Here is a 21,579-nt window from a genome sequence, read left to right as displayed (position 1 = left end):
GACACCCTCCGAGAGAAGAGACCGATGGGCTACCAGCTCCGACGCCAACTGCGCGAAGTACTCGGGTCGAACATCACCGGCTTGCAGCGCGCCGTGGCCCTGGAGATCGCCGACGACGCCAACGAGGACACCCGCCGAAGCTGGGTCGCCCTTGAGGACCTCGCGCGATGGACCGGAGCCAAGGACGCCGTGGTAGTCCGCAACGCCTTGAAGCGACTCGCTGCCGCCGGCTGGGAGTTCCGCGTGCCGATCGGTAAGGGCAAGGACGGTCGGATCCTCTATGCCGTACCCGGCGTCCGTATGACGTTCATCGTCCCCCCCTTCGAAGGGGTAGCCGTGGCTACTCCTAAGGGGGAGCCACGGCTACCCCAAGGGGTAGCCACGGCTCACTCAGAAGGAGCCACGGCTCACTCTGAAGAAGCCACCGCTACCCCCTTCTCCTCAGTCCCCTCAGCTCCTCACGAGGAAGAGAGGTCTACGCAAGGGGGAGCCACCGCTACCCCTTCTCCCTCGGCCCGCCAGATCACCGCCGACGAGAAGAAGGAGTTCGGCAACTTCTGGGCGCTCTACCCGAAGAGCAAGGACTACGACAAGACCCTCGAGCTCTGGACCGCTGCCGTCCTCGACGGGGTCGACCCGCAGAAGATCACCTCCGCTGCTGTCGCCTATGCCCGGGAAAAGGCAGGCGAGGACTGGCGCTACATCAAGTTCTCCGCCAACTGGCTGAAGGCCCGCGGCTACGAGGACGACCACGCGCCCGAGTCCAACGGCCGCCCACAACTCCGCGCCGTCGCCGGCGGATGGCAGCCCTTCCAGAACCCCGAGAACCACGACGTCTACGACGAACCCCTCATCTAAGGAGCCCGCATGTCCGACAAGTGGATCCCGCCCAGCCAGAAGCGCCGCGGCCTCGACCTCGCCGAACTCGGCGTCCCGCCCGGCCGCTACGTCCACCCCGACGTCACCGACTTCCTGATCGTCCCCGGCGGCAGCCGCGAAGGCGCCACCCGCATCGACGCCTACCTCCGCCACGAAGCCGACCTCAACAGCCTCCAGCCCGCAGAAGTCGACTTCGTCCGCCGCCACTTCCTCAAGTGCGCCGAAGAACAGCGGCAGAAGTGCGTCACCCACTTCGAGAGCAAAGTCCCGCGCCGCTACTCCACGGCCCGACCCACCGCCATCGCCACCGCCTGGGCGCAGTCCGTCGTCACCAACCCCGACGACACCCGCTCCCTGCTGATCGTCGGCCCCACCGGCACCGGCAAGACCCACTACGCCTACGCGGTGCTGCGGGCCATCGCCGAAACCGGCCGAACCACCGGCTGGGCCGCCTACACCGCCGCCGACCTCTACGCGCAGCTCCGCCCCCGTGCCGGCCGCGACAGCGAAGCGACCTTCGAGGCGATCGCCGACACCGACGTCCTGTTCGTCGACGACCTCGGCGCCGCCAAGCTCACCGAGTGGACCGAAGAGGTCACCTACCGGCTCATCAACCACCGCTACGAGCAGTGCAAGCCCGGCATCTTCACCAGCAACGTCCCCCCGTCCCAGCTGCGTGAAGCGCTCGGCGAGCGCATCGCATCCCGCCTCACCGAGATGTGCGAGCGCGTCGCACTCAAGGGCGACGACCGCCGGAAGGGGATGGCGGCATGAGCGACCCACTCGCCTTCGCCGACGCCCGCACCCTCGTTCAGCAGGGCGACATCGGCCGGTTCATCAAGCACCACATGGCCGAAGCCCAGCGCGCCGCCGCACACCGCCGCGGCCTCGTCCTCCGCTACCCCGACCTTGCAGCCAAGCTCACCCAGCCGCCCATCAACCGCAGCGCACCCGAGATGTGGAACGGCTTCATCCCGCCCGCCACCGACTGCACCGGCGCCATGAACACCGCCCCCTGCCGGCCCGCGCTGCTCGCCCTCGTCGCAGAAGCCGAGCGCCGACTGCACCAGCCCCAGGAGACCGCGGCTCTCGAGGAGGCGGCGTGACCCGCGTCTGGCTGCTCAAGCGCCGCACCGCCCGACGCGCATGGGCCCGCACCGTCGCCTGCTGCCCCACCTGCCAAGTCACACCCGGAGTGCCGTGCCACCACGACGGCATAGCCCTCCCCGACGGAGCCGTCCACCCCCGCCGCTACCAGGAAGCCGAGGAGACCGCCGCATGAAGGTCCGCGCCGACATCGCCGCCCTCATCCGCGAAGGGCACACGAACGCCTCCATCGCCCACCGCCTGCACTGCGACAAGTCCACCGTCGCCCGCGCCCGACAGGCCCTCCGCATGCCGCCCGCCGACAAGCTCGGCCGGCTCTACCTAGAAGCCGTCCCCACCGGGCGGGTGAAGGACTACCGGCCACCCGCCGGCTGGATGCCGCTCTCGCCCGCCCAGCAACTCGCCAACCGTGAACGCCTCCTTGCCGCGCTCCGCGACCCCGCCGCTTGACGCCCCGCCGCCTGCCCCCACCACGACAGCGCCCACCACACCGACACGAAAGGCACCCGATGAGCGACCGCCCGTACACCGACGCTGACCTCCGCGCCGAAGCCGCCCGCCAGCACGCCACCGCCAGCGAGGACCCCGACTTCATGGGCGTCGGCGAGCAGATGGAATACACGTTCATCGACTCGACCATCGTCGACCCCGACCCGGCCACCGGCACCGAGCCGATCACCGGCAACACGTGGGACGCCCTCGCCCCGCACGACTTCGAGGCCGCGCAGCGCGACATCCACCGCCTGATCAACGGCGCGGCCGACGTGTCCGAGTGGGCCGTCAACCTCGGCGCCGACGGGCTGGAGCCCGACGAGCACCAGCTGACGTGGAGCGCGGGAGAGCAGCCGATCGTGCGAGTGCACTTCGCCTTCCACCCTCGGATGCACGCCGAGGCGCGCGACTACCTGGTGACCGCCGTAGGTGAGGCCATGCACGACGAGATGCAGCGCGCCGTCACCCCGGCGACGACCACCAACGGCGAGCCCGCCACCCCGTGACCACGCAGACGGCCCGCGCTGTCCGAAGCAGCGCGGGCCTCCGCCCAGCGTCCCACACCACCCACCCCCGCCCGCACAGCCACCACCAGGAGCAGCACATGACCACTGACCGACCGTTCCGAGACGAGCCGACGGAGGTGCTGCGCACCGCGCTGACCCTCGTCGGTGCGCACGCCCAGCACTACGCCCGGTCCGGCCCGAAGAAGCAGGAGGACGCCGTGCACGCCGTGGCCGACCACTTCCTCGACGAACTCCAGCACCGTGGCGAGCTGACCACCCTGCCGCCGCAGGAGGGACCGGAGTACACGCCATGCGCGTGCAGCCACATCGAGCCGGAGCACAAGCCGGACGCGGGCGTCTGCCTGCTGTGCGGCTGCACGGCGTACCGCCCCGCCCAGTCCTGACCGTCCGCCCGTTGGCCGCCCCTGCACCGGGGCGGCCCCACCCCTGGAGCCACACATGACCACCGACCACACCCCGCCCGCCGAGCTCGCCGCTGAGGTCGAGCAGCTGCGCACCGAGAACGGGCGCATGCGTCACGAGCTTGAGGTGATGTACGGCGGAGCCTTCGACAGCCCGAAGTCCGCGCCCGCCGACCGGGCCGCGCTGCGCGACCGCATCGCCGAGGCGCTGCGCCCGTGGGTGCTGGACAGCGGGCACGGCGCGGAGGAGCGCGCGGCGGCCGACGCCGTGCTGGCCGTGCTGCCGCCGCCCGTGTCCCGGGCCGACGGCTTGCGTGAGGCCGCCGACGTGGCCGAGCGAGTCGCCATCAAGCGGCACGAACAGCACGAGATCGAGCGCGAGCAGGGAGCCCTCGACGTGATGACCCAGCTGCGCCGCATGGCCGACGAGGCGCAGCCCGGCAAGCGCCGCTGCACCTGCTCCCACCCTGCCGACGAACACAGCGTCTACGGCTGCGCCGACGACTGCGCGTGCGAGTGGATGCCGAAGAGGAAGCCACCGATGGACCCGGTGCACATTCTCGGTATCAAGGCCGACGAGGCGCAGGCCGAGGGGGAGCCCGGCTGCGCACACTGCGGCGGCGACCACTCGTGGGACGACTGCGAGGCGTACACCGCGCTCGTAGCCGACGAGGCGCAGCCCGGCACCGAGGCCACGTCGTGACCCGCCCGCCGATCCGCTGGCTGCCCGACGACGGCAGCGCCGCGATCCTCGCCGCCTACGCCCGCCGCGGCGAGAACCCCGCCAAAGTCCTCCGCCGCGCCCTGCTGCTGCTCGCCCGCGCCGACGGGGTGCTCGACATCCGCGGCAGGGTGCCCCGGCCCGGGAGGCGGCCGTGAGGCGCCTGACCGAGCGCCGCCGCCAAGTCCTCGCCCTCGTCGCCAACGGCCACACCAACGCCCAGATCGGCCGCGCGCTCGGCATCCACGAGCGCACCGTCAACCGGCACCTCGCCGAAATCTTCCAGGCCCTGGGCGCCCGTGACCGCGCCAACGCCGTCGCCATCGCGGTGGTCACCGGCGAACTCGGCCCGCATCAGATCCACATCCCCGACGAGCAGCGAGAGGCAGCCGCATGACCGACAACGACTTCGCGCCCGGCCGCCGCTGCCGCAAGGGCCGCCCGTCGATGACGCCGGAGCAGCAGGCGCTCACCGACGAACTGTCCCGCCGGGCCGCCCAACTGTGGGCCGAAGCCGACGGCGAGCTGTCCATCGCCGAAGCCGTCGAGCTCGCCGCCTTCCAGATCAGTGCCAAAACCGCCCAGAACGCCACAGAACCCCGGAGTGAGTCGTGAACGCCGATCGCCACACCGCCGAACAGGCCCCAGGAAAGGGCACAGACGCCTCTCTCGCGGCCTCAACCCCCGAAGTTGGTGTCTCGGGAGGCTCCGACCCCCTCAACGGCCCGCAGAACGGCGCACAGCCCCGCGGTCCCGTCGACTGGGCCCGCCAACAAGCCGCCGAACGCGCCGAGCAGGCCGCCACCGACCCGCGGGAGGCCGCCTACGAAGCCGTGTGGGCCTACATCGGCGAACTCGGCGACTACATGCCGCCCACCGCCACCCACCGCAACGCCGCCATCTGGCGCGGAGTCCACGCCGCACTCGACGCCGCCAACCTGCAGCCCCTCCAGCCCGCCCACAACGCCGGCCCCAGCGTCCGCGAAGCAGCAGCCGACGACCGGCGCTGGCCGCTGGAGAAGGAGGGCGAGTGACATGCCGACCTTCATCCTCGGTGTCCTGCTCGGCGCCATCTCCGGAGGCATCACCTACGGCCTCACCAGCGACGGCCAACTCGCCGCGATCGTCGGCGCCATCGCTGCCGTCCTCACCTGGCTCGGCATCGCCAGCCTGATCCTCGCCGACGACTGACCCACCCGCACGACAGGAGCCGCCATGACCGCCGTCTGCATCCTCTCGACCTGCCTCCGCTCCCTCCGCGACTGGGAGCTGGAAGCCGCGATGGTCATCTGCCAGCCCGACCTCAACCGCATGCGCGCACAGCTGACCGCGATCCCCGCCGCGCTCATCGTCCTCCGCGAAGGCAGCATGCAGCGGGAACGCACCGGGGAGACCGGGCGGACCGGCACCAGGGAGGCGCCCCTGCCCGGGAGGCTGGACACGCTGAACCTCGTCGGGCCGGCGTCCACCGGGGACGTGCACGACCCCTACGGCGACCAGGTCGGCGGCAGGCCCCTCGTCGGAGTCCTCGGTGACTGGACCAGGCTGGTGCTGGAGGAGCGCCCCGGCATCCCTCAGCCCCGAGCCTGGAACGAGACCAGCCTCTCCCGGTTCCTCATTGGGCAGCTCGGGTGGATCAGCCAGCAGGAATTCGCCGGGGAGGTGGCGGCGGAACTCTGGGATGTGACCATGGCCATCCGCCGTATCGCCAGCGTCGAGGTGCGGACGCGAGCCATCTCGAGGCCCTGCCCCCGGGAGTCGTGCGGGCTCCTCGCACTCCAGCAGACCGACTGGGATCGCTACGTGCGGTGCACGGCCTGCGGCGGATGCTGGACACCCGACGAACTCAACGCCGACGCCGAACGGCGGGCCGCGGCATGAGCGCCCGTCACGCCGCCGACAAGCTGCCCGTCTACAGCGGCAGCGACGGACGCGCCTACCTCGCCTGCGACGACGTCGTAGCCCTCATGCGCGCCATCGCCGAGAGCTGCCGCAACCTCGCCGACGACCCCGACTGTGACCTCCACGGCGCCGGAGCGGCCGTCGACATCGAAGCCGACGCACTCGCCTGCCGTGCCATCGAACGCACCACATGACGAAGGGCCCCGCATCCACCCGGATGCGGGGCCCTTCACGCATGCTCAGACGCGCGACACCTCGAGCGGCGCCGGCACCGGCGGGGCGTCGAGCCCGAACCTCTCCGCGAGGAGCATCCGCGCCGCCGTGTCCCGCTCGAACGCCGACCGGCCGGGCGGCATCGACAGCAACCGGGAGCCGTCACGGCGTTCCACCAGGGCGCCGAAGAACGTGGCGTCCGTGATGCTGCTGTCGACCAGCTCCACGTCGAAGGCGTTCAGCAGGTCGGCGAGCGGCGCGTCAAGCAGGTCGACGGGCGGGGTCTTCCGCTGGGTGGGCATGGCGCAGGTAGACTTCGACATGCGTAGTCCTTTCTTGACGGGACGGACTTGCGGGGCAGCGAGGTGATGACTCGCTGTTCGAACTGGCCGGGCGGGTGATGACCGCCCGGCCGTTCGCGTTCTTGACGCTAGCCAGGCTCGGCGAACGATGCTCCAGCACTCTGCAATTCGCGGAGTCTTAGGGCTCGCGAATCCCCAGGTTGAAGCAGTAGGCGCACTTGCTGGAATAGCGAATGACGTGACCGACAGCACACTTCTTCGGCGTGTCGAGATGCAGCGACGAGATCAGGCGGCAGCCGCGCTGTTGTGGTGGACGTTGTAGCGAGGCTGCTCGGCGCGAATGGCTATCGCCTCGGCCGCGACGGCGTGGTTTCGAGTGGGGAACCACTCGACAGACCGGGCGGCCACCTCCGTCCACCAGGGTTTGTCCTTCGCGTGATCTTTGTAGCGCCGCTCCAGGTTGTCCGTTATGCCGACGTAAAGCAGGACGTCGGCGTCGTCCCGGAGGCGGTAGAGCGCGGTCGGCACGGGCGTCTGCGGTTCGCCCCACTCGACGGAGCGCACCAGAGTGGTGCCTCCGTCGCACTCGAAGTCCCAGTCGCCGTAGGTGATACCCGGGCCCCCGTTGGGGCAACTGCCAGCGTCGCCCAAGTGATGGAACACGGAGAGGAACTTGGGATAGAGCTCGTCCAAGAAGAGTGGAAGGCCCTCGGGCTGCCGCGTGGTGTAGAGGCGGTGGAGCACGGTGCTTTCCGTGGACTTGGGCATGCGACCTCCGTGCCCTGGGGTCTTAACCCAGAGTGTTGGTGCGTGTTCGGTGACGCATTCACCGTGCCGTAGCTCCTTCGAAGGAGTCAAGCGGTTGTGCAGAATTCGCCCAGCTCGCAGGTGCTCTAGAGCAACGACTAGCATCTTCGAAGAAGTCGTTCTGAGGAGGACCATTGGCACCACGCAAGGGGGAGCCGGGGCGGTTCCTTTACAGGGAGCTCGCCGCCGAGTTCCGTGCCCAGATCCAGTCGGGCGCGCTGGCCCCTGGCGCGCTGCTGCCCAGCGAGGCCAACCTCATGGAGGGGCGCGGATTCGCCCGATCGACCGTCCGGCAGGCCTTCGACCTCCTGAAGGCGGAAGGCCTTGCCGCCAGTAAGCAGGGCAAGGGTGTCTACGTCCTCGACCCGAAGAAGCTCGTGCGGAACGCCCAGAAGCGGTTGTCGCGAGAGGTGTGGGAGGCCGGCCGCTCGATCTGGAGCGTCGACCTTGAGGGCCGAGAGCCCGAAGTCGAGGTCGAGGTCACCTCCGACGAGGTGGCCCCCGACAGTGTCGCCGCAGTCCTGGGCGCCGACCGGGTATGTCGCCGCCGCCGGGTGTTTTCCCTGGATGGGCGCCCCCTGCAGCTCGCCACGTCCTACCTCCCGGCTGACCTTGCCGCCGAGGCTGGTGTCGACCAGGAGAACACGGGCCCGGGCGGCTCGTATGCGCGGCTGACGGAAGTCGGTCGGCGGCCCGTCGAGGCGACCGAGCGCCTTCGTGCGCGGATCGCGATGCCCGACGAAGCCGAAGCTCTCCAGCTTGGTGCTGGCGCATCGGTGATCCTCATCGAGCGCATCGTTCGGGACGAGGACGGCCGGGCGCTGGAGGTCAACGAGATGACGCTGGATGCCGCCAAGTACATCGTGGAGTACGACTTCCCCCTCTGAGCTGCTTGTCTTCCAGCCCCCGCAGGTGATGCCTGCGGGGGCTTTTTCGTGCGCTCACGACACTGCGAACTCAGTTCACTCGGCGAGCTTGACGACTCCTTCGAAGGAGTGTCATGGTTGCCCATGTCGGAACTCCTTCGAAGGAGTCGCCTAACGCCGTAGGAGTGCGCATGCAGACCGAGACCCCCAGCACCAGAGGAGCGGACCGGCTCCTGAACGCCAAGCAGGTCGCCGAGCGCCTGCAGGTGCACGTCGCCACCGTCTACCGCCTGGCCGAGAGCGGCCGACTCAAGGCCCTGCGCCTCGGCTCCGGCCAGCAGCGTCGGCGGGGCTTCCGCTGCTGGGCGTCGTCCGTCGACGCGTACCTCGGCGAATCCGAGATCACCCCGACCGCCACGGAGGTGGCCTGATGACCAGCACAACCATCACCCCGGCGCCCGAGCGCGCCGAGCACACGGGCTTCACCGCCCCGCTCCCTCCGGCTGCCGCCGCTGCGCTGGCACACGCCGAGGAGACCCTGGCCGACATGCTGGCCTCCAGCTACGCGTCGACCGCGCAGACCTACCGCGGCCTGTCCGAGTCGACGGACTGGATGGCGCCCGGCGAGTTCGACCGGCTGGCGGACGTGCAGGACGAGCTGGCCATGCGCCGCACCCGTCTCGCCGACGCCGGCCGCCTGGACCTGATCGAGGGTGCGGCGTGAGCGCCCGCGAGATCCTCGCCGAGTCCCCGGCCTCGCATCCGCGCGGCAGCTGGCCGGCGGAGGAGAAGGCCGCCGAGTTCCGCCCCCAGGGCCAGCCCGCGACGGTCGTGATGGATCTGTCGTCGGACCGGTTCCTCGTCGTCGCCCCCGCTGAGGGCGGTGGAGGCCGGTGAGCCAGTGCGACCGCTGCGGCGGCTGGTTCGGCCTCTCTTGGACTTGCAGCGCGTGCCAGGCGCTCGCCAGCTACCTGGCCGACCGCCTGCGGAACGCGACCCGCTAACCCCCTGACCGCCGCGCTGGCGGGGATGACGTTCCCCCGCGGCCTCCGTCAGCGCGGCTTCCCAACCCCTTCCTACCCACCTGACCAGTGAGGATCCACAGTCATGCCCACGCTCACCTTGATCACGTCCGCGCCGTCGTCGGATGCGGCGTACCGCACCGATCTGATCCGCCGCTACCTGGCCGCCGGTGACGAGTTCACCGAGCTGGCGCTGCTCGCCGAGGCGGCCCGCTACGACAAGGCCAACCCGGGCGAGTCCCTGGTCGACGAGCTGTACGGGGCCGCCCTCGGGGACGTCGCGTGATGGCGGGCCTTCTGCTGGCGATCGTCGTCGTCGGGATCGCGTTCATCTGGACAGGCCGCGCCCGCAAGGCGGCGCTGCAGGCGAAGGCTGGGGTCGCTGCTCGCCCGTGCCACGCCTGTGCCCCGTGCCAGCGCGCCTGTCAGCGGCACCCCTGATCCGCCGGGCTGGGTCCATCCCCCTGCCGCGCCCGGCACCCAATCCCACCCATTCAAGATCCATTGATCCGAGAGGACACCCATGTCTGACGCGATGAAGAACCAGGCCGAGAAGAACCGTGAAGCGGCGAAGGGGCTGCGCAGGCGCGGCAAGGACGCCGCTGCGAAGGAGCTGGAGGACCGGGCCACCGAGCTGGAGTCGGGGCGGGTCACGGACGTCACCGAGGGCGTGATCGGCCTCTTCCGCTGGGCCCGCGGCAGCTGACCAGCCGCCAGGCCCATCCCCTACTCGACCCCTTGCAAGGAGGGATCATGAGTTTCACGAGTCGAATGAAGTCCGCGGGTCGCCGTCTGGACGTGTTCGCGGTGATCGAGAAGCTGCTCACTCTGGCCGCCCTGGTGCTGGTCGCTGTGACCGTTGGCGGGCAGCTGGGCCAGATTCTCGGCCTGCACGGCACGGTCGGCCTGATCGCCGGCTGGTCGATCGCCGTCGTGTACGACGCGCTGTGGATCGGCGCGCTGCGCATGTCGGAGGTGGCGATCCGGCAGCGGTCCACGGTCGGTATCGCCGTGATGCTGGGCCTGTCGGTTGTCGCGGTGGGCACGTCGACGGCGACGCTGCTGATCCTCGGGCACGCCCAGGTGTTCGCGTTCGTGCCGGTGGCGGCTGCTCTGTTCATGGGGCTGCGGCTGTTCGCCGGGAACGTCCTGGCGGATGCCGAGACCGCGGCCGTCATTGCCGAGCAGTCGGCGGCGGACCGCAACGCCCGGGCCCTGGCCGCGGCCGACGCCCGGCATCTGCGGTCGGAGGCCACCACGGACGTCCTCACCGAGACCGCCGGCCACCTCGGGGAGATGCAGCGGCAGAGCGCCCGGGCCGACGTTCTCACCCGCGCCCAGGCCGAGATCAACAAGGCCCGGTCGGAGGCCGAGAAGCGACTGCAGAAGTCGGAGAAGGATCACGGCGTGGCGGCCCTCGCGTTCACCGAGCGGGACCTGGCGCTGACCGTGTCACGCCCCGCCGTCACGGCCGGGCCCGTCACGACCGTGACAGACCGTGGTGTCACGGGTGTCACGCAGGCCAAGGCGGAAATCGAGGCCGTGACACCGCCCCCCGTGACCGTGAGCGAAACGGACACCGTCGAGGGCGTCGCGCAGGCTCCCGTCGAGGGCGCCATGACGCTGCAGGACCTCGCCGACATCGCCGGCGTCGACCTGCCCGTCCCGGGTGTGACGCTCACCGACGAGCAGCTCGAAGTCGTCCTGCGCTGGCTGCGCTACGCCATGGAGCCGCCCCGCTCCTACCGGCAGGCGCAGAAGGAGTTCCGCCGTCACCGCTTCATCGGCGGGGAGCACCGGGTGCGCCGCATCTGGGGCGAGATCGAAACCCGCGAGGCCAGCACCCCCGTCGCCTGACGCCAGTCCGGCATAGCCAGTGAGGCCCAGCACCCCGCGGTTCTGGTCCTTGCTGAGACTGCCGGAAGCAGTCGAACCAGCAAAATCCCAGGTCAACCCCGGTGAGTAACCCGGTGAGCGGCGCATTCGCAGACCCGGCAAGCAGACCCGGACCACCGCAGAAGATCCCGACCGAGCGAAGGAGGCAATCCGATGGCGACCGCCGACCGCCCGTCCCGCAAGGCCCTGCGACAGGCACGGTCCGCCCAGTTCCTGGGAGACCGCCGAAAGCAGGCCGAGACGAAGGGACCGTCCGCGGTCCTGGCGGTCGCTATCGATCAGCTCCGGTCGGCGATCTCCCAACTGCCCGACGCCTGGCAGGCCGACGCCGCCGAGAAGGCGACCCAGACGCTCGACCAGCTCCGCCAGACCCTCACCGAAAGCTAACGGTCCGTAATGGCTCAACGGATGGCTCAAGCCGTCCCGGGCCGATCCAACGGACCCCAACGCGCCCGCTCGCGTGCACGCGCACGCGAGGAAACCACTAACTCACCGTAACCGCAAGGGGGTACCCCGAAATGTCCGCCATCGACGCAGGGATCTCCGCCGCAACCGGCGGAACCTGCCTGGGAGCGGCCGGCGTGCTGTACGTCGCCGACCGACTCCCGTGGATCAACCGGCTCGCCGCGAAGATCAAGAGTCCGCAGATTCAGACCCTGCTCGTCCTCACCGCGTCCATCGGCCTCGTCTCCACCCCGGCCGGGCAGCTCATCAACCAGGCCACCACCGCCGTGGACGGCTTCGTCGACGGCCTGGCGGGGGAGTGGACCGGCTTCGGCATCATGTTCGCCGTCGCCATGGCCGCCCTCATCTGGCTCGTCAGCGACTTCATGAGCGGCGTACAGACCCGAACCCTGATCCTCGCCGCGCTCGTCCCGCCGCTGACCGTGATGATCCCCGGCACGCTCGGCGACATCGCCGCCTCAGCGCTCGGCTTCATCGCCACCCAGGTCGGATCCCTCGTCATGTGGCTGATGGGGGGCTGACGTGCTCGGTCTCATCCTGCTGCTGGCCATCGCCTATGCCTGCGCCTGCGGCATCGAGAACGCCATCGGCGAAGTGTCGAAGAAGCACAAGAAGCGGATCAAGAAGGTGTCGGCAAAGAAGGGTCGCCGCACCGGAGCCAAGCTCGCCGCCTGGGCCGCCACCGGCGCCACCGCAGCCGGCCCGTTCTGCAAGGGCTTCGTGCGCGGATGGAAGCGCGAGTGGCCCAAGGCGAAGAAGCGGGCCGCCGAGAAGCTACGCCGCGCCGAACCCGCCCCCGTCGAGGAGACCAGGCCGGAGCCCGTACCGGCCGCCCCGGCCCCCGAACTCCCCACCCAGCCCGAGGCCGGCCCCACCGGCAGCGGCTTCAAGCCCGTCCTGATCAAGAACGACAACCGACCCGACACCACCACAGGAGAACCCATGGCCCTCGCCAACATCCCCGAGATCACCGGCGTCAACACCCTGAAGGACGCCGTCGCCAGGACCGCCGCCGAAGCCACCACCACCTCCGAAGAGGCCGGATCGATCGCCCAGCGGGCCGCCTCCGAGATGGCCGCCATCGAAGCCATGATCGAGCAGGCATCCGGCCTTGAGTTCGGCGACGACGGCGGCACCCTCGCCGAGCTGGCCTCCCTGCGCGACATGTGCGCCACGGCGCTCGTCGCCGCCCAGGAACTGCAGAAGGCCATGGCCGACAAGGCCGCCCTCGCCGCTCAGTCCTCCAAGAACATCCACACCCGCCACGGCGGCATCCAGGAGTCCGTGGCCGCCACCGGCGGGCGCATGGCCTCCAAGCAGGCCTACACCGCCGACGTCTGACCCGCCCCGCGGTCCCGGCCGCCACGCCGGGGCCGCCCCACCTCTGAGACTTCCAACCCGCAGGAGTAGCAGCCGCCATGCCGAAGACCATCACCGTCGAGAAGCTCCCCGCCGACGAGCAGACCCGCCCGGCGGCCGGCACGCGCGGCTCCTCCCGTAAGAGCAACAAGGCCGCCCGGCGCGCGCTGCGTGTCGCCTACCGCACCCGCCGCGGCATGGCCCCCCTCTACGCCACTGCCCTGCAGGCCGCCGCCGGCAGCGCCCTCTCGATGCCCGACGACGGATGGAAGACCGCGCTCGCCGCCACCGCGGCTGGAGCCGTCACCACCGTCGCCTGGGGCCGCTGGGACGCCCGCCTCGGCAAGAAGCGCCTCCGCAAGCGACTCCCGCGCCGCGCCGACTTCCTTGCCGCCGCATCCGCTGTCACCACCGGCGGCGGCCTCGTCACCGCCATGGCCGCCACCGGTGGACTCCAGCCCGGCGACAGCGCCTACCCGGCGCTCGTCATCGCCTGGGGACTCGGCCACGGCATCTACTGGTGGCGCCGCGGCAAGAAGACCGCAGCACCCGCGCCCGCGCTCAGCCAGCAGCTGCAGGACTGGCAGGACAACGTCGCCTGCACAGACGGCCCCCTCCCCGGCTCCCGCCTCGTTGACGTCGTCACCACCGACTACGGCTGGACCGCCGTCCTCGTTCTGAAGAACGGCACCTGGCGGAAGGCCGTCACCGCCACCGGAGACATTGCCGGCGCCCTCGACCTGCCCGAAGAGATGGTGCAGATCGAGAAAGCCGCCGGGCAGTCCGCCCGCCGCGCCATCATCGCCGTCTTCAACCGCAACCCCCTCCAGGACGGAACCACCCACCCCGGCCCGCAGATCCTCAACAAGACCACCGGGCAGGCCGAAGTCGGCATCTTCTACGACGGCAAGCCCGCCCGATACGCCTTCTGGAAGCCGTCCGGCCCCGTCCACAGCGTCGTCTACGGCGCCACCGACGGCGGCAAGAGTCGATTCCTCGACATGCTCCTCGGCACCGAACGCCACAACGGCATCGTGTCGTGGGTGTGCGACCCGCAGGGCGGTCAGTCCCTGCCCCGCTGGCGGGAAGCCGTCGACTGGTACGAGGACACCGCCCAGGGCGGCCTCGCCATGCTGTACGACGTCCGCAACGTCATGTACGAGCGGTCCGCCCGCTACTCCCTCATGGAGTGGACCGACCACAAGGGCCGAGTCCTGCGCGGCCGGGACCACTTCGTTGTGGACGACCCCGACCCGCTGATCTCCGTCACCATCGACGAAGCCCACCGCGTCCTCGCCCTCCCGGGCGCCGTCGCACTCGTCCTGGAGATCGTGCTGATGGCCCGCAAGTGCGGCATCAAGCTCCGACTCGTCTTCCAGGGCCCCAAGGCCAACATGTTCGGCGCCGGCCCCGAGTCCACCGATATTCGCGAGCAGCTCCAGTCCGGCAACACCGTCATGTTCCGCACCGCCTCCGCGCTCACCGACTCCATCGGCCTGCCCGGCTGGGAAGTCAACCCCAGCCAGCTGCCCATGTACTGGCCCGACGGCACGTCCACCGCCGGTCTCGGCTTCATCAAGGGCCCCGACAACCGGCAAGCCCAGTTCCGGGCGCACTTCGACCGCGACCCCGCCCACTGGGCCACCACGGGAGAGACACCCACCGTCGAGAAGTCGGCCGGCAACGTCTGCAGCAAGGCCTACAGCGAGCGCCTCGATCGGCTCGCCGCCCGCCTGCGCGGCGAAACCCCGGTCCTGCCCGACGACGCGTTCACCACGGCCGCCGACGCGACGCAACTCGTCCCGTCCAGCGACCCCATCGCCCAGGCCGCAGCCGCCATCGAAGCCGAAGCACCCGCCGGCACCGACGAGCGCGTCGCGGCGTTCCTCGCCGAACGCGGGCGGCCCGTCGGTCGCGTGACCATCGCGCAGGAGACCGGACTCACGATCAGCGCCGTCAAGAACGCCCTCACCCGCCTCAAGAACAAGGGCCTCGCCGTCGCCGTCGACCGCGGCATCTGGGCCCACCCCGACCATGCCGAAGCCCCCGCCGAACCCACCGACATCGCCGAAGCCGCCTAGGAGCCCCCGTGAACGAGCCCCTCATCCCCGCCAGCGAGGAGGTCAACGCGAAGGAGCGCGCGGACCGCCTCATCGCCACCGCATTCCGCGACGACACCCCGCTGCCCCCGTTCGGTCCGACGCCGCCCGTCGCCCAGCCCGGCATTCCCCCGCAGAGCAAGGCGGCCGTCGACTACGCCGTGCGCGTCCTGTCCACCGGAGTCTCCACCGCGCTCTGCAGCGGAGGCGTCGCCCTCGTCATGGCGGCATCCCAGGTCGCCGACCCCGTCGTGTGCGGCATCGTCTTCGGCGCCCCCATCGGTCTGGCCGTCCCTATCGCCGCCCTCAGTGCCTTCGTCAAGCGCACCAAGCAGGTTGCACCCGCTCCGACCGTCAACAACTACAGCGGGACCGTCTACCAGGACCAGCGCAACGTCCACAGCAGCACCCGCGGCGTGTGGGCCAAGACCACCAACCAGCAGTAGGAGGAGACATGTCGACACCCGTCTGGTGGCCGCAGATCGTGCGGGCGGCTGATCGTCGCCGTCATGTGACCGGCCTGCTCCTCGCCCACGCCACCCCAAGCGTCGACGGCGGCGTGCTGCGGCTGCAGTTCGACGACCCGGGCATGGCTCGGGCATGGGAGGACAGCGGGGCACAGGTGGCGCTCGAAGCCGCACTCCGGCAGTACGGAATCGACGTGCAGGTGGACGTGGCCATACCGCAACCCGCGCTCATGGACAAGATCCGGGCCACGCTGTAACGTCGATCGCGGCAGATACACCCTGCCCAAAAACCACTTAGGCCCCCGCTATGCGGGGGCCTTTGCCGTGGACGGAGGGCCCCGTGTTCATCAACCCGCCGCTCCACGAGATCGACCCCGCCGACCTGATGACCGCACGCGAAGCCGCCGTATGGCTGCAGATCAAGCCCGGCACCATCCGCGTCTGGGAACACCGCGGCAAGCTCGAAGCCGTCGACGCCGGCGACAACGGGCCCAAGCTCTACCACCGCTTGGCTCTCGCCCACGCCGAGAAAGAAGCCTGGGACAACGGAGCCAACCGGCCGCTGCGCGGCGGACGCAAGACCACCCGAGCCGCCTGATCGTCCCGCCGTTCGAGCCGGTCCCGCGGACGGCGGGGCCCCTTAAACGTCCGGGAGGTTTCCAGTGGCACTGCCTCCCGGACTCAGTACCGTCACGGTCACCGGCACCTACAAGCACCCCGACGGCACCCCGTACTCCGGCCGGATCATCTTCCGACCCGAGCCGGACACCCTCACTTCCGCGGTGCACGACACGCTGATCGTGGGCGGCGCCGAGGTGGTCCTCGACAACAACGGCGCGTTCAGCATCAGCCTGCTGGCGACGGACGACCCCGATGTGACGCCGAGCGGCTGGACGTACCGGGTGACCGAGCGCTGGTACGACGCGCCGGGCCGCTCCTACCCACTGTCCCTCCCGGCCGCCACGCCGGCCGTAGACCTGGCCGATGTGGCGCCGACCGCACCCGCCGAGGGCGAGTACGTCGTCGTCACCGGGCCCGCCGGACCGGCCGGACCCCAGGGGCCGAAGGGCGATCCGGGGGACCCGGCGACGAACCTCGTGCAGTCCGTGAACGGCGAGCAAGGCGCGGTGTCGCTCAGCGCCGCCGACGTCGACGCCGACCCGGCCGGGACCGCCGCGGCTGCCGTGTCCGTGCATGTGGCGGCCACCGACCCGCACGGCGACCGGGCCTACGCCACGGCGACGTTCGCCACGATCGTCACCGTCCAAGCCATCGACGGATTCGTGGGCGACCTGCTCACCCGCGTCCAGAACATCGAGACCGGCGAAGCATTCCTGGCTGGCGCGAACTTCACCGCTCCCGTCCTCGTGCACAACTCCCGCGTTGAGGTGCGCGACGGCAGCGGCACCCCACTCCACCGCCTCGACGGGGCGACCAACCAGGCAGGCTTCTTCGGCGCGGCCCCGGTCAGCCGACCGACGGTGACTGGCTCGTGGTCGGACGGCACTGCGGCCCAATCTCTTGCCGCGGCGCTCGCCGACCTCGGCCTGATCGACGATCAGACCACGGCCTGATCCGAATTCAGCGACACCCCTGACACGCGGCAGCACAGCAGCCACCATGGGCTGTTCAGAACCGCGATCAAAGGGGGCCGCCGTGTTCGGCAGCAAGAAGACCGACGAGGAGAAGGCTGCAGCCAAGCGCATGCGGCAGATCACCGCCACAGCAGCCTCGGCAGGCCTCACCGTTATGGGGGGACAGTTCAGGGCCCCCAACCAGGATCCTGTGCCTGTTGAGGGCGCACGTATCACCATTGAGCGTGAGGAAGAGGCCGGGAAGCGTGTCACGGCCACGCGCGTACTACTCACTGGGCTGTTCGCCCTGGCGTTGAAGAAGGACATGAACCAGCTGTTCATCACCATCGAGAACGGCGACAAGGTCATGCTCTGCCCCGTGCCCGCACGCAAGGAAGCCCAGGCCCGCATCCTCGCCACCATGGTCAACGGGGAAGCGACAGGCGTCGACAAGCAGTAGCCCACGATCCCCAGCCCTGGCCGACTTCACCCTCGGGCCAGGGCTGGCCCATGCTCGGGAGGTCGGCATGCCCGTTGCTCCTCCCTCCCGATGCGCTGACCCTGAGTGCCAAGAGCTGACCACTGAGGGGCGCTGCGAGGCGCACAGGCGAAAGGCGTGGGCCAACAGGTCCAAGGCTTGGGGCTCGGGCAGCACACGCAAGTGGCGTGAGGCGCGCAAGCGGCAGTTGGACCACGAGCCGGACTGTCGGCGATGCGGGGCGAAGGCCACCCAGGTCGACCACATCCTGCCCCTGTCCGAGGGCGGCTCGAAGTGGGACCCGGCGAACTGGCAGAGCCTCTGCGGGGACTGTCACGACGTCAAGAGCGCCGAGGATCAGCGTCGGCGGACACGAATCGAGGGCTCTAGGCTCACGTCGTAGGGCTGTGACCTGCGGTTTTGTCGATTTCGAGGTCTCGGAGCTGCTAAAATCAGCCTCTGACCTGCACTTTTGGCGTCTGTGAGGGTAGAATTGCTCGCGCAGGCGATGATTTTCCGAGTGATCAACGGCCAGGATCCTTCCCCAGTCTGAGGGGGTAGGGGAGTCGAAATCACGGCGGAAGATCGTCTGGACAGCGCCGCGGTCAATCCGGAAGGCGCGCATTCAAGCTGCAGACCCCCCTTCGTCACATTGCGTCACCAGTCAACTAGAGACGCCTGCGGTTGATCACCGCAGGGAGGAAGCCCCGATGACCTCCCAGGTATCGGGGCTTCCGTATGCCTGGGGGAGGCGAGATGGCATCGCACACCAAGGCTGAAGCCGAACTGGCTGAGCTCCTTTCCGCCGCCGAACACTACGAGAAGCACACGGCGCCGGGCCATGATTGCTCGGGTGGCAACTGCTTCTTCATCGCCCTTGCTCCCATACTCGGATTCAGGAGCGGTACCTGCGAAGAATGCGGTTACGAGTTCTGGGCCGAGCCGCGCGGCAGATTGCCGAGGCGGTGCCCGGCGCACAGCGATGGCTACAAGCGCTGCTCGTCATGCGGCAAGCGGTGCCGTCCGAGGCAGGGCAATGACCGGTGCGCCGCCTGCTTGACGGATGCGTGCGGGGAATGCGGTTCAGCCATCAGGTGGCCGCAGAAGTCCTTCTGCTCCGAGGAGTGCAAGTTGGCGAGTAGGCGCCGCACCCTCATCCAATGCAAGGGGTGCGGCGTTGACATCCGGGACCCAGCTGGGGCGCAGTCCTACTGCACAGTCGCCTGCAGGCGGCGCACCTATCGACGCTTGAAGCCCGACGTCGCCAATGGGCCGCGTAAGCCCCGGCCGTGGGATGAGAAGAGGAAAGCCAGTTCCAAGCGTCGCAGGGCGCAGATCTACACAACGCAGGTAGATGAGATCGAGCCGGGCAAGGTCTTCGATCGGGACGGGTGGACGTGCTACCTCTGTGGCGAGGACGTCGATCGATTGCTCCGCTACCCGGATCCGATGAGCGCAAGCCTGGATCACGTTGTGGCTCTAAGTCGAGGCGGCACCCATACCTGGGACAACGTGGCCTGCTCGCACCTGAGATGCAACTTGCAGAAGGGTGATCGACCGCTGCCGGAGGGAGCTGCGAGATGCCTTCACCGAAGCGGAAGCCTGCAGGCCTCAAGCTGATTGAAGGCGTTCGTCCTGGCCGGGACTCGGGAGGCCGGAAGGTCGCTGAGGCGCCGGCCTTCAGGCGCGTTCCGCCTGAGCCGCCGGAGTGGCTGCCGGAGGAGGCGCGCGCCGAGTGGGAGCGCGTGGTCCCGGAGCTCGCGCGGCTGGACCTGTTGAAGCCGGTGGACCGGTCTGCCCTGACCGCGTACTGCCTGTGCTGGGACCGACTGGTGCAGGCGCAGCGGCAGATGCAGGAAGACGGCTCGGTCCTTGCCAGGAACAGCCAAGGACAGGTGCGGCATCCCGCCGTGGCGGTGATCGAGGCGGCGTCGAAGGAGCTGCGGGCGTGGGCGGGTGAGTTCGGACTGACGCCGTCGGCCGAGGGCAAGGTGGGCCGGCAGGAGGCGGACGATGGGGACGAAGCGAACCCGTTCGCCGGATCCGGCTGAGCTGGGCATCAGCCCCGAGGTCGCCTGGTACATGAAGCAGCGGGGTATTCCGCTGCCGGACTGCCGGCCGAAGGTGCAGACGCCGAGCCCGCGGGAGGCGCCGGGCGCGATGTTCGACCCGGAGCGGGTGGACCGGGTGCTGACTGCGTTCCATCTGCTGCGGCACACGCAGGGCAAGTGGGCGGGCAAACCACTGGATCCGGACCCGTGGCAGGTGGCCTACATCATCGCCCCGGTGTTCGGCTACGTCCGCTGGGACGACGAGGCCGAGGGCTACGTGCGGATCGTCCGCAAGCTCTATGTGGATGTGCCGCGCCGTAACGGCAAGACGACACTGTCGGGCGGCATCGCGGTGTATCTGATGGCGGCGGACGGCGAGCCGGGCGCGCAGGTGTATGCGGCGGCCACGTCAGAGAAGCAGGCCCGCTACACGTTCGACCCGATCAAGACGATCGCCGAGCGGGCGCCCGCGCTGAAGGGTAACGTCAAGGCCTTCACCAAGAAGATCACGCACCCGGCGTCCGGCTCGTACTTCACGGTCGTCTCGTCGGTGGCGGAGGCGCTGCACGGCGCGAACGTGCACGGCGGGATCATCGACGAGCTGCATGTGCACAAGTCGCCGGACTTGGTGGAGACGATCGAGACGGGCACCGGTTCGCGTCGGCAGCCGCTCGTCGTCATCATCACCACCGCGGACGAGGGTAAGCAGGAGTCGATCTATGACCGTCGCCGCCAGTATGTGGAGCAGCTGGCACGCGGGGCGCTGCACGACCCGGACACCTACGGCGTGGTGTGGGGCGCGGACGAGGGTGATGATCCGTTCTCGGTGGAGACGCAGCGGAAGGCGAACCCTGGCTACGGGGTGAGTCCGTCCGCGGCGTACCTGAAGGGCGCGGCGGCCGAGGCGCAGCAGAGCCCGGCCGACCTGGCGAAGTACCTGCGCCTGCACTTGGGGATCCGCACCAAGCAGAGCACCCGGTTCCTGCGCCTGGAGGACTGGGACAAGAACGCTGGCCTGGTGGACGAGGCAGTGTTCAAGGGGCGGGAGGCGTATGGCGGCCTGGACTTGGCGAGCACGTCCGACCTGTGCGCGCTGTGCTGGCTGTTCCCCGACGACCGGACGGGCACCCTGGATGCGGTGTTCCGGTTCTGGACTCCTGAGGGCAATCTCAGGTCGCTGGACAAGCGGACGGCTGGGGCGGCTTCCCGTTGGGTGCGTGAGGGCTTCCTGGTGGCGACGCCGGGGAACGTCGCGGACTACGACTTCATCAAGGAGCAGATCCGCCGGGACCGCGACTTCTTCAAGGTCAAGTCGATCGGCTATGACCCGTGGAACGCGAGCCAGCTGACGAACGACCTGGTGTCCGAGCGGGCGCCGATGGTGAAGGTCAGGCAGGGTTTCGCAACCATGTCGCCGGTCCTGAAGGAGATCCAGCGGCTCACGCTGCAGGGCACGCCTGAGGCGCCGGCTCTGCGGCACGGCGGGCATCCGGTGGCCCGCTGGTGTGTCGACAATCTGGCGGTCGCGATGGACCCGGCGGGCAACGTGAAGCCGGATAAGGCCAACAGCGGCGACAAGATCGATGCGGTGTCGGCGCTGGCTACGGCCATGGCTGAGGTCGTGGCCCGGCCACCGCGGCGGAAGTCCCGCTATGCGGACGAGGACGAAATCATGGTCGTGTAGCGGCCGGGGGAGGTCGCTGATGTTCGCGTGGCGCCGTACAGCGGTTCGCAAGCGGGTCGTCGTGAACCTGGCGGACAAGGCTTTCAGCGGGATCCTCTGGGCGAGGCGTGGCCCGCTGCTGGTGCTGCGCGATGTCGAACTGCTGGAGGCCGGGCGCGCCCCGCAGCCGGTGGACGGCGAGGTCGTCATCGAGCGGGCGAAGGTCGAGTTCACTCAGGTGCTCGCCAGCGGGGGTGGCTGATGGCGTTCGTAGTCTCCTCCGGCGAG

38 protein-coding genes are annotated in these 21,579 nt (G+C 69.7%); 36 read left to right on the top strand and 2 right to left on the bottom strand.

The genetic code is table 11. The annotated features are described in order from the left end of the window. Window positions 1-24: 24 nt before the first annotated feature. The 15 genes from ACFU3E_RS17155 to ACFU3E_RS17085 all read left to right on the top strand — a co-directional run bounded on the left by ACFU3E_RS17155 (window position 25) and on the right by ACFU3E_RS17085 (window position 6,223). Window positions 25-858: a hypothetical protein gene (locus ACFU3E_RS17155; protein WP_384158060.1), complete on the top strand. Its 834-nt coding sequence runs from the start codon at window positions 25-27 to the stop codon at window positions 856-858. 9 nt (window positions 859-867) lie between these two features. Next, on the top strand, window positions 868-1,653 hold the full coding sequence (locus ACFU3E_RS17150) for an ATP-binding protein (protein WP_384158058.1): 786 nt from the start codon (window positions 868-870) through the stop codon (window positions 1,651-1,653). Next, a complete protein-coding gene (locus ACFU3E_RS17145; protein WP_384158055.1) occupies window positions 1,650-1,985 on the top strand; it encodes a hypothetical protein in 336 nt (111 codons plus the stop codon). The genes ACFU3E_RS17150 and ACFU3E_RS17145 overlap by 4 nt, the downstream gene beginning before the upstream one ends. Continuing rightward, window positions 1,982-2,161 (top strand): hypothetical protein, encoded by a 180-nt coding sequence (locus tag ACFU3E_RS17140; protein ID WP_384158052.1) that lies wholly within the window; start codon window positions 1,982-1,984, stop codon window positions 2,159-2,161. The genes ACFU3E_RS17145 and ACFU3E_RS17140 overlap by 4 nt, the downstream gene beginning before the upstream one ends. Next, complete coding sequence (locus tag ACFU3E_RS17135; RefSeq protein ID WP_384158049.1) at window positions 2,158-2,436, top strand: helix-turn-helix domain-containing protein; 279 nt, start codon at window positions 2,158-2,160, stop codon at window positions 2,434-2,436. Before ACFU3E_RS17140 ends, ACFU3E_RS17135 begins: the two co-directional genes overlap by 4 nt. Before the next feature lie 59 nt (window positions 2,437-2,495). Next, window positions 2,496-2,984: a hypothetical protein gene (locus ACFU3E_RS17130; protein WP_384158046.1), complete on the top strand. Its 489-nt coding sequence runs from the start codon at window positions 2,496-2,498 to the stop codon at window positions 2,982-2,984. Window positions 2,985-3,082: 98 nt separating this feature from the next. Beyond that, a complete protein-coding gene (locus tag ACFU3E_RS17125) occupies window positions 3,083-3,388 on the top strand; it encodes a hypothetical protein (protein ID WP_384158043.1) in 306 nt (101 codons plus the stop codon). A gap of 55 nt (window positions 3,389-3,443) precedes the next feature. Continuing rightward, the gene (locus tag ACFU3E_RS17120; RefSeq protein WP_384158040.1) at window positions 3,444-4,109 is read left to right on the top strand and encodes a hypothetical protein; all 666 of its coding nucleotides are present in this window, start codon (window positions 3,444-3,446) and stop codon (window positions 4,107-4,109) included. After that, complete coding sequence (locus ACFU3E_RS17115; RefSeq protein WP_384158037.1) at window positions 4,106-4,285, top strand: hypothetical protein; 180 nt, start codon at window positions 4,106-4,108, stop codon at window positions 4,283-4,285. Before ACFU3E_RS17120 ends, ACFU3E_RS17115 begins: the two co-directional genes overlap by 4 nt. Continuing rightward, a complete protein-coding gene (locus tag ACFU3E_RS17110) occupies window positions 4,282-4,524 on the top strand; it encodes a helix-turn-helix transcriptional regulator (protein ID WP_384158034.1) in 243 nt (80 codons plus the stop codon). Before ACFU3E_RS17115 ends, ACFU3E_RS17110 begins: the two co-directional genes overlap by 4 nt. Beyond that, complete coding sequence (locus tag ACFU3E_RS17105; RefSeq protein ID WP_384158031.1) at window positions 4,521-4,742, top strand: hypothetical protein; 222 nt, start codon at window positions 4,521-4,523, stop codon at window positions 4,740-4,742. Before ACFU3E_RS17110 ends, ACFU3E_RS17105 begins: the two co-directional genes overlap by 4 nt. Further along, the gene (locus ACFU3E_RS17100) at window positions 4,739-5,161 is read left to right on the top strand and encodes a hypothetical protein (protein WP_384158028.1); all 423 of its coding nucleotides are present in this window, start codon (window positions 4,739-4,741) and stop codon (window positions 5,159-5,161) included. The genes ACFU3E_RS17105 and ACFU3E_RS17100 overlap by 4 nt, the downstream gene beginning before the upstream one ends. Before the next feature lies 1 nt (window position 5,162). Next, a complete protein-coding gene (locus ACFU3E_RS17095) occupies window positions 5,163-5,318 on the top strand; it encodes a hypothetical protein (protein WP_384158025.1) in 156 nt (51 codons plus the stop codon). Between the two features lie 24 nt (window positions 5,319-5,342). Continuing rightward, the gene (locus ACFU3E_RS17090) at window positions 5,343-6,008 is read left to right on the top strand and encodes a hypothetical protein (RefSeq protein WP_384158022.1); all 666 of its coding nucleotides are present in this window, start codon (window positions 5,343-5,345) and stop codon (window positions 6,006-6,008) included. Further along, the gene (locus ACFU3E_RS17085) at window positions 6,005-6,223 is read left to right on the top strand and encodes a hypothetical protein (RefSeq protein WP_384158019.1); all 219 of its coding nucleotides are present in this window, start codon (window positions 6,005-6,007) and stop codon (window positions 6,221-6,223) included. Before ACFU3E_RS17090 ends, ACFU3E_RS17085 begins: the two co-directional genes overlap by 4 nt. Before the next feature lie 45 nt (window positions 6,224-6,268). On the opposite strand, the gene ACFU3E_RS17080 is transcribed toward ACFU3E_RS17085, so the two are convergent. Both ACFU3E_RS17080 and ACFU3E_RS17075 read right to left on the bottom strand, forming a co-directional pair. Further along, window positions 6,269-6,565: a hypothetical protein gene (locus ACFU3E_RS17080; RefSeq protein WP_384158016.1), complete on the bottom strand. Its 297-nt coding sequence runs from the start codon at window positions 6,563-6,565 to the stop codon at window positions 6,269-6,271. Window positions 6,566-6,829: 264 nt separating this feature from the next. Further along, a complete protein-coding gene (locus ACFU3E_RS17075) occupies window positions 6,830-7,312 on the bottom strand; it encodes a GIY-YIG nuclease family protein (protein WP_384158013.1) in 483 nt (160 codons plus the stop codon). A 173-nt stretch (window positions 7,313-7,485) separates the two neighbouring features. On the opposite strand from ACFU3E_RS17075, the gene ACFU3E_RS17070 reads away from it, so the two are divergent. From ACFU3E_RS17070 to ACFU3E_RS16970, 21 genes are all read left to right on the top strand, one after another. After that, complete coding sequence (locus ACFU3E_RS17070; RefSeq protein WP_384158010.1) at window positions 7,486-8,238, top strand: GntR family transcriptional regulator; 753 nt, start codon at window positions 7,486-7,488, stop codon at window positions 8,236-8,238. Between the two features lie 170 nt (window positions 8,239-8,408). Beyond that, window positions 8,409-8,648, top strand: coding sequence for a helix-turn-helix transcriptional regulator (locus ACFU3E_RS17065; protein WP_384158007.1), 240 nt, complete (start codon window positions 8,409-8,411; stop codon window positions 8,646-8,648). Continuing rightward, window positions 8,648-8,941, top strand: coding sequence for a hypothetical protein (locus ACFU3E_RS17060; protein WP_384158004.1), 294 nt, complete (start codon window positions 8,648-8,650; stop codon window positions 8,939-8,941). Before ACFU3E_RS17065 ends, ACFU3E_RS17060 begins: the two co-directional genes overlap by 1 nt. Then, on the top strand, window positions 8,938-9,114 hold the full coding sequence (locus ACFU3E_RS17055; protein ID WP_384158001.1) for a hypothetical protein: 177 nt from the start codon (window positions 8,938-8,940) through the stop codon (window positions 9,112-9,114). The genes ACFU3E_RS17060 and ACFU3E_RS17055 overlap by 4 nt, the downstream gene beginning before the upstream one ends. A gap of 210 nt (window positions 9,115-9,324) precedes the next feature. Continuing rightward, the gene (locus ACFU3E_RS17050; RefSeq protein ID WP_384157998.1) at window positions 9,325-9,525 is read left to right on the top strand and encodes a hypothetical protein; all 201 of its coding nucleotides are present in this window, start codon (window positions 9,325-9,327) and stop codon (window positions 9,523-9,525) included. 237 nt (window positions 9,526-9,762) lie between these two features. Further along, window positions 9,763-9,945 (top strand): hypothetical protein, encoded by a 183-nt coding sequence (locus tag ACFU3E_RS17045; RefSeq protein WP_384157995.1) that lies wholly within the window; start codon window positions 9,763-9,765, stop codon window positions 9,943-9,945. A 47-nt stretch (window positions 9,946-9,992) separates the two neighbouring features. Further along, window positions 9,993-11,096: a hypothetical protein gene (locus ACFU3E_RS17040; RefSeq protein ID WP_384157992.1), complete on the top strand. Its 1,104-nt coding sequence runs from the start codon at window positions 9,993-9,995 to the stop codon at window positions 11,094-11,096. A gap of 192 nt (window positions 11,097-11,288) precedes the next feature. Beyond that, window positions 11,289-11,522 (top strand): hypothetical protein, encoded by a 234-nt coding sequence (locus ACFU3E_RS17035; protein ID WP_384157989.1) that lies wholly within the window; start codon window positions 11,289-11,291, stop codon window positions 11,520-11,522. 131 nt (window positions 11,523-11,653) lie between these two features. After that, window positions 11,654-12,121, top strand: a complete 468-nt coding sequence (locus tag ACFU3E_RS17030; RefSeq protein ID WP_384157986.1) for a hypothetical protein — start codon at window positions 11,654-11,656, stop codon at window positions 12,119-12,121. Between the two features lies 1 nt (window position 12,122). Further along, on the top strand, window positions 12,123-12,941 hold the full coding sequence (locus ACFU3E_RS17025) for a hypothetical protein (protein ID WP_384157983.1): 819 nt from the start codon (window positions 12,123-12,125) through the stop codon (window positions 12,939-12,941). Window positions 12,942-13,018: 77 nt separating this feature from the next. Then, window positions 13,019-15,040 (top strand): hypothetical protein, encoded by a 2,022-nt coding sequence (locus tag ACFU3E_RS17020; protein WP_384157980.1) that lies wholly within the window; start codon window positions 13,019-13,021, stop codon window positions 15,038-15,040. An 8-nt stretch (window positions 15,041-15,048) separates the two neighbouring features. Then, window positions 15,049-15,504 carry a hypothetical protein gene (locus ACFU3E_RS17015; RefSeq protein WP_384157977.1) on the top strand — a complete coding sequence of 152 codons (456 nt, stop codon included), beginning with the start codon at window positions 15,049-15,051 and terminating at the stop codon, window positions 15,502-15,504. 8 nt (window positions 15,505-15,512) lie between these two features. Continuing rightward, window positions 15,513-15,782, top strand: a complete 270-nt coding sequence (locus ACFU3E_RS17010) for a hypothetical protein (RefSeq protein ID WP_384157974.1) — start codon at window positions 15,513-15,515, stop codon at window positions 15,780-15,782. A gap of 83 nt (window positions 15,783-15,865) precedes the next feature. Next, complete coding sequence (locus ACFU3E_RS17005) at window positions 15,866-16,123, top strand: hypothetical protein (protein ID WP_384157971.1); 258 nt, start codon at window positions 15,866-15,868, stop codon at window positions 16,121-16,123. Window positions 16,124-16,187: 64 nt separating this feature from the next. Continuing rightward, on the top strand, window positions 16,188-17,099 hold the full coding sequence (locus tag ACFU3E_RS17000) for a hypothetical protein (protein ID WP_384157968.1): 912 nt from the start codon (window positions 16,188-16,190) through the stop codon (window positions 17,097-17,099). Window positions 17,100-17,181: 82 nt separating this feature from the next. Next, the gene (locus tag ACFU3E_RS16995; protein ID WP_384157965.1) at window positions 17,182-17,559 is read left to right on the top strand and encodes a hypothetical protein; all 378 of its coding nucleotides are present in this window, start codon (window positions 17,182-17,184) and stop codon (window positions 17,557-17,559) included. 67 nt (window positions 17,560-17,626) lie between these two features. Then, window positions 17,627-17,980, top strand: coding sequence for an HNH endonuclease (locus tag ACFU3E_RS16990; protein WP_384157962.1), 354 nt, complete (start codon window positions 17,627-17,629; stop codon window positions 17,978-17,980). Window positions 17,981-18,315: 335 nt separating this feature from the next. After that, complete coding sequence (locus ACFU3E_RS16985) at window positions 18,316-19,197, top strand: HNH endonuclease (RefSeq protein ID WP_384157959.1); 882 nt, start codon at window positions 18,316-18,318, stop codon at window positions 19,195-19,197. Continuing rightward, on the top strand, window positions 19,158-19,628 hold the full coding sequence (locus ACFU3E_RS16980; protein WP_384157956.1) for a phage terminase small subunit P27 family: 471 nt from the start codon (window positions 19,158-19,160) through the stop codon (window positions 19,626-19,628). Before ACFU3E_RS16985 ends, ACFU3E_RS16980 begins: the two co-directional genes overlap by 40 nt. 31 nt (window positions 19,629-19,659) lie before the next feature. Beyond that, entirely contained in the window at window positions 19,660-21,312 is a 1,653-nt protein-coding gene (locus tag ACFU3E_RS16975) for a terminase large subunit (RefSeq protein WP_384157952.1), read from the top strand. Window positions 21,313-21,331: 19 nt separating this feature from the next. Continuing rightward, window positions 21,332-21,553 carry a hypothetical protein gene (locus tag ACFU3E_RS16970; RefSeq protein ID WP_384157949.1) on the top strand — a complete coding sequence of 74 codons (222 nt, stop codon included), beginning with the start codon at window positions 21,332-21,334 and terminating at the stop codon, window positions 21,551-21,553. The last annotated feature ends 26 nt before the right edge of the window (window positions 21,554-21,579 follow it).

This window comes from Streptomyces sp. NPDC057424, from assembly GCF_042803315.1.
In the GTDB taxonomy this organism is placed as follows: Bacteria; Actinomycetota; Actinomycetes; order Streptomycetales; family Streptomycetaceae; genus Streptomyces.
The sequence above is the reverse complement of the archived record's forward strand: the minus strand, read 5'-3'. Positions and strand labels throughout refer to the sequence as shown.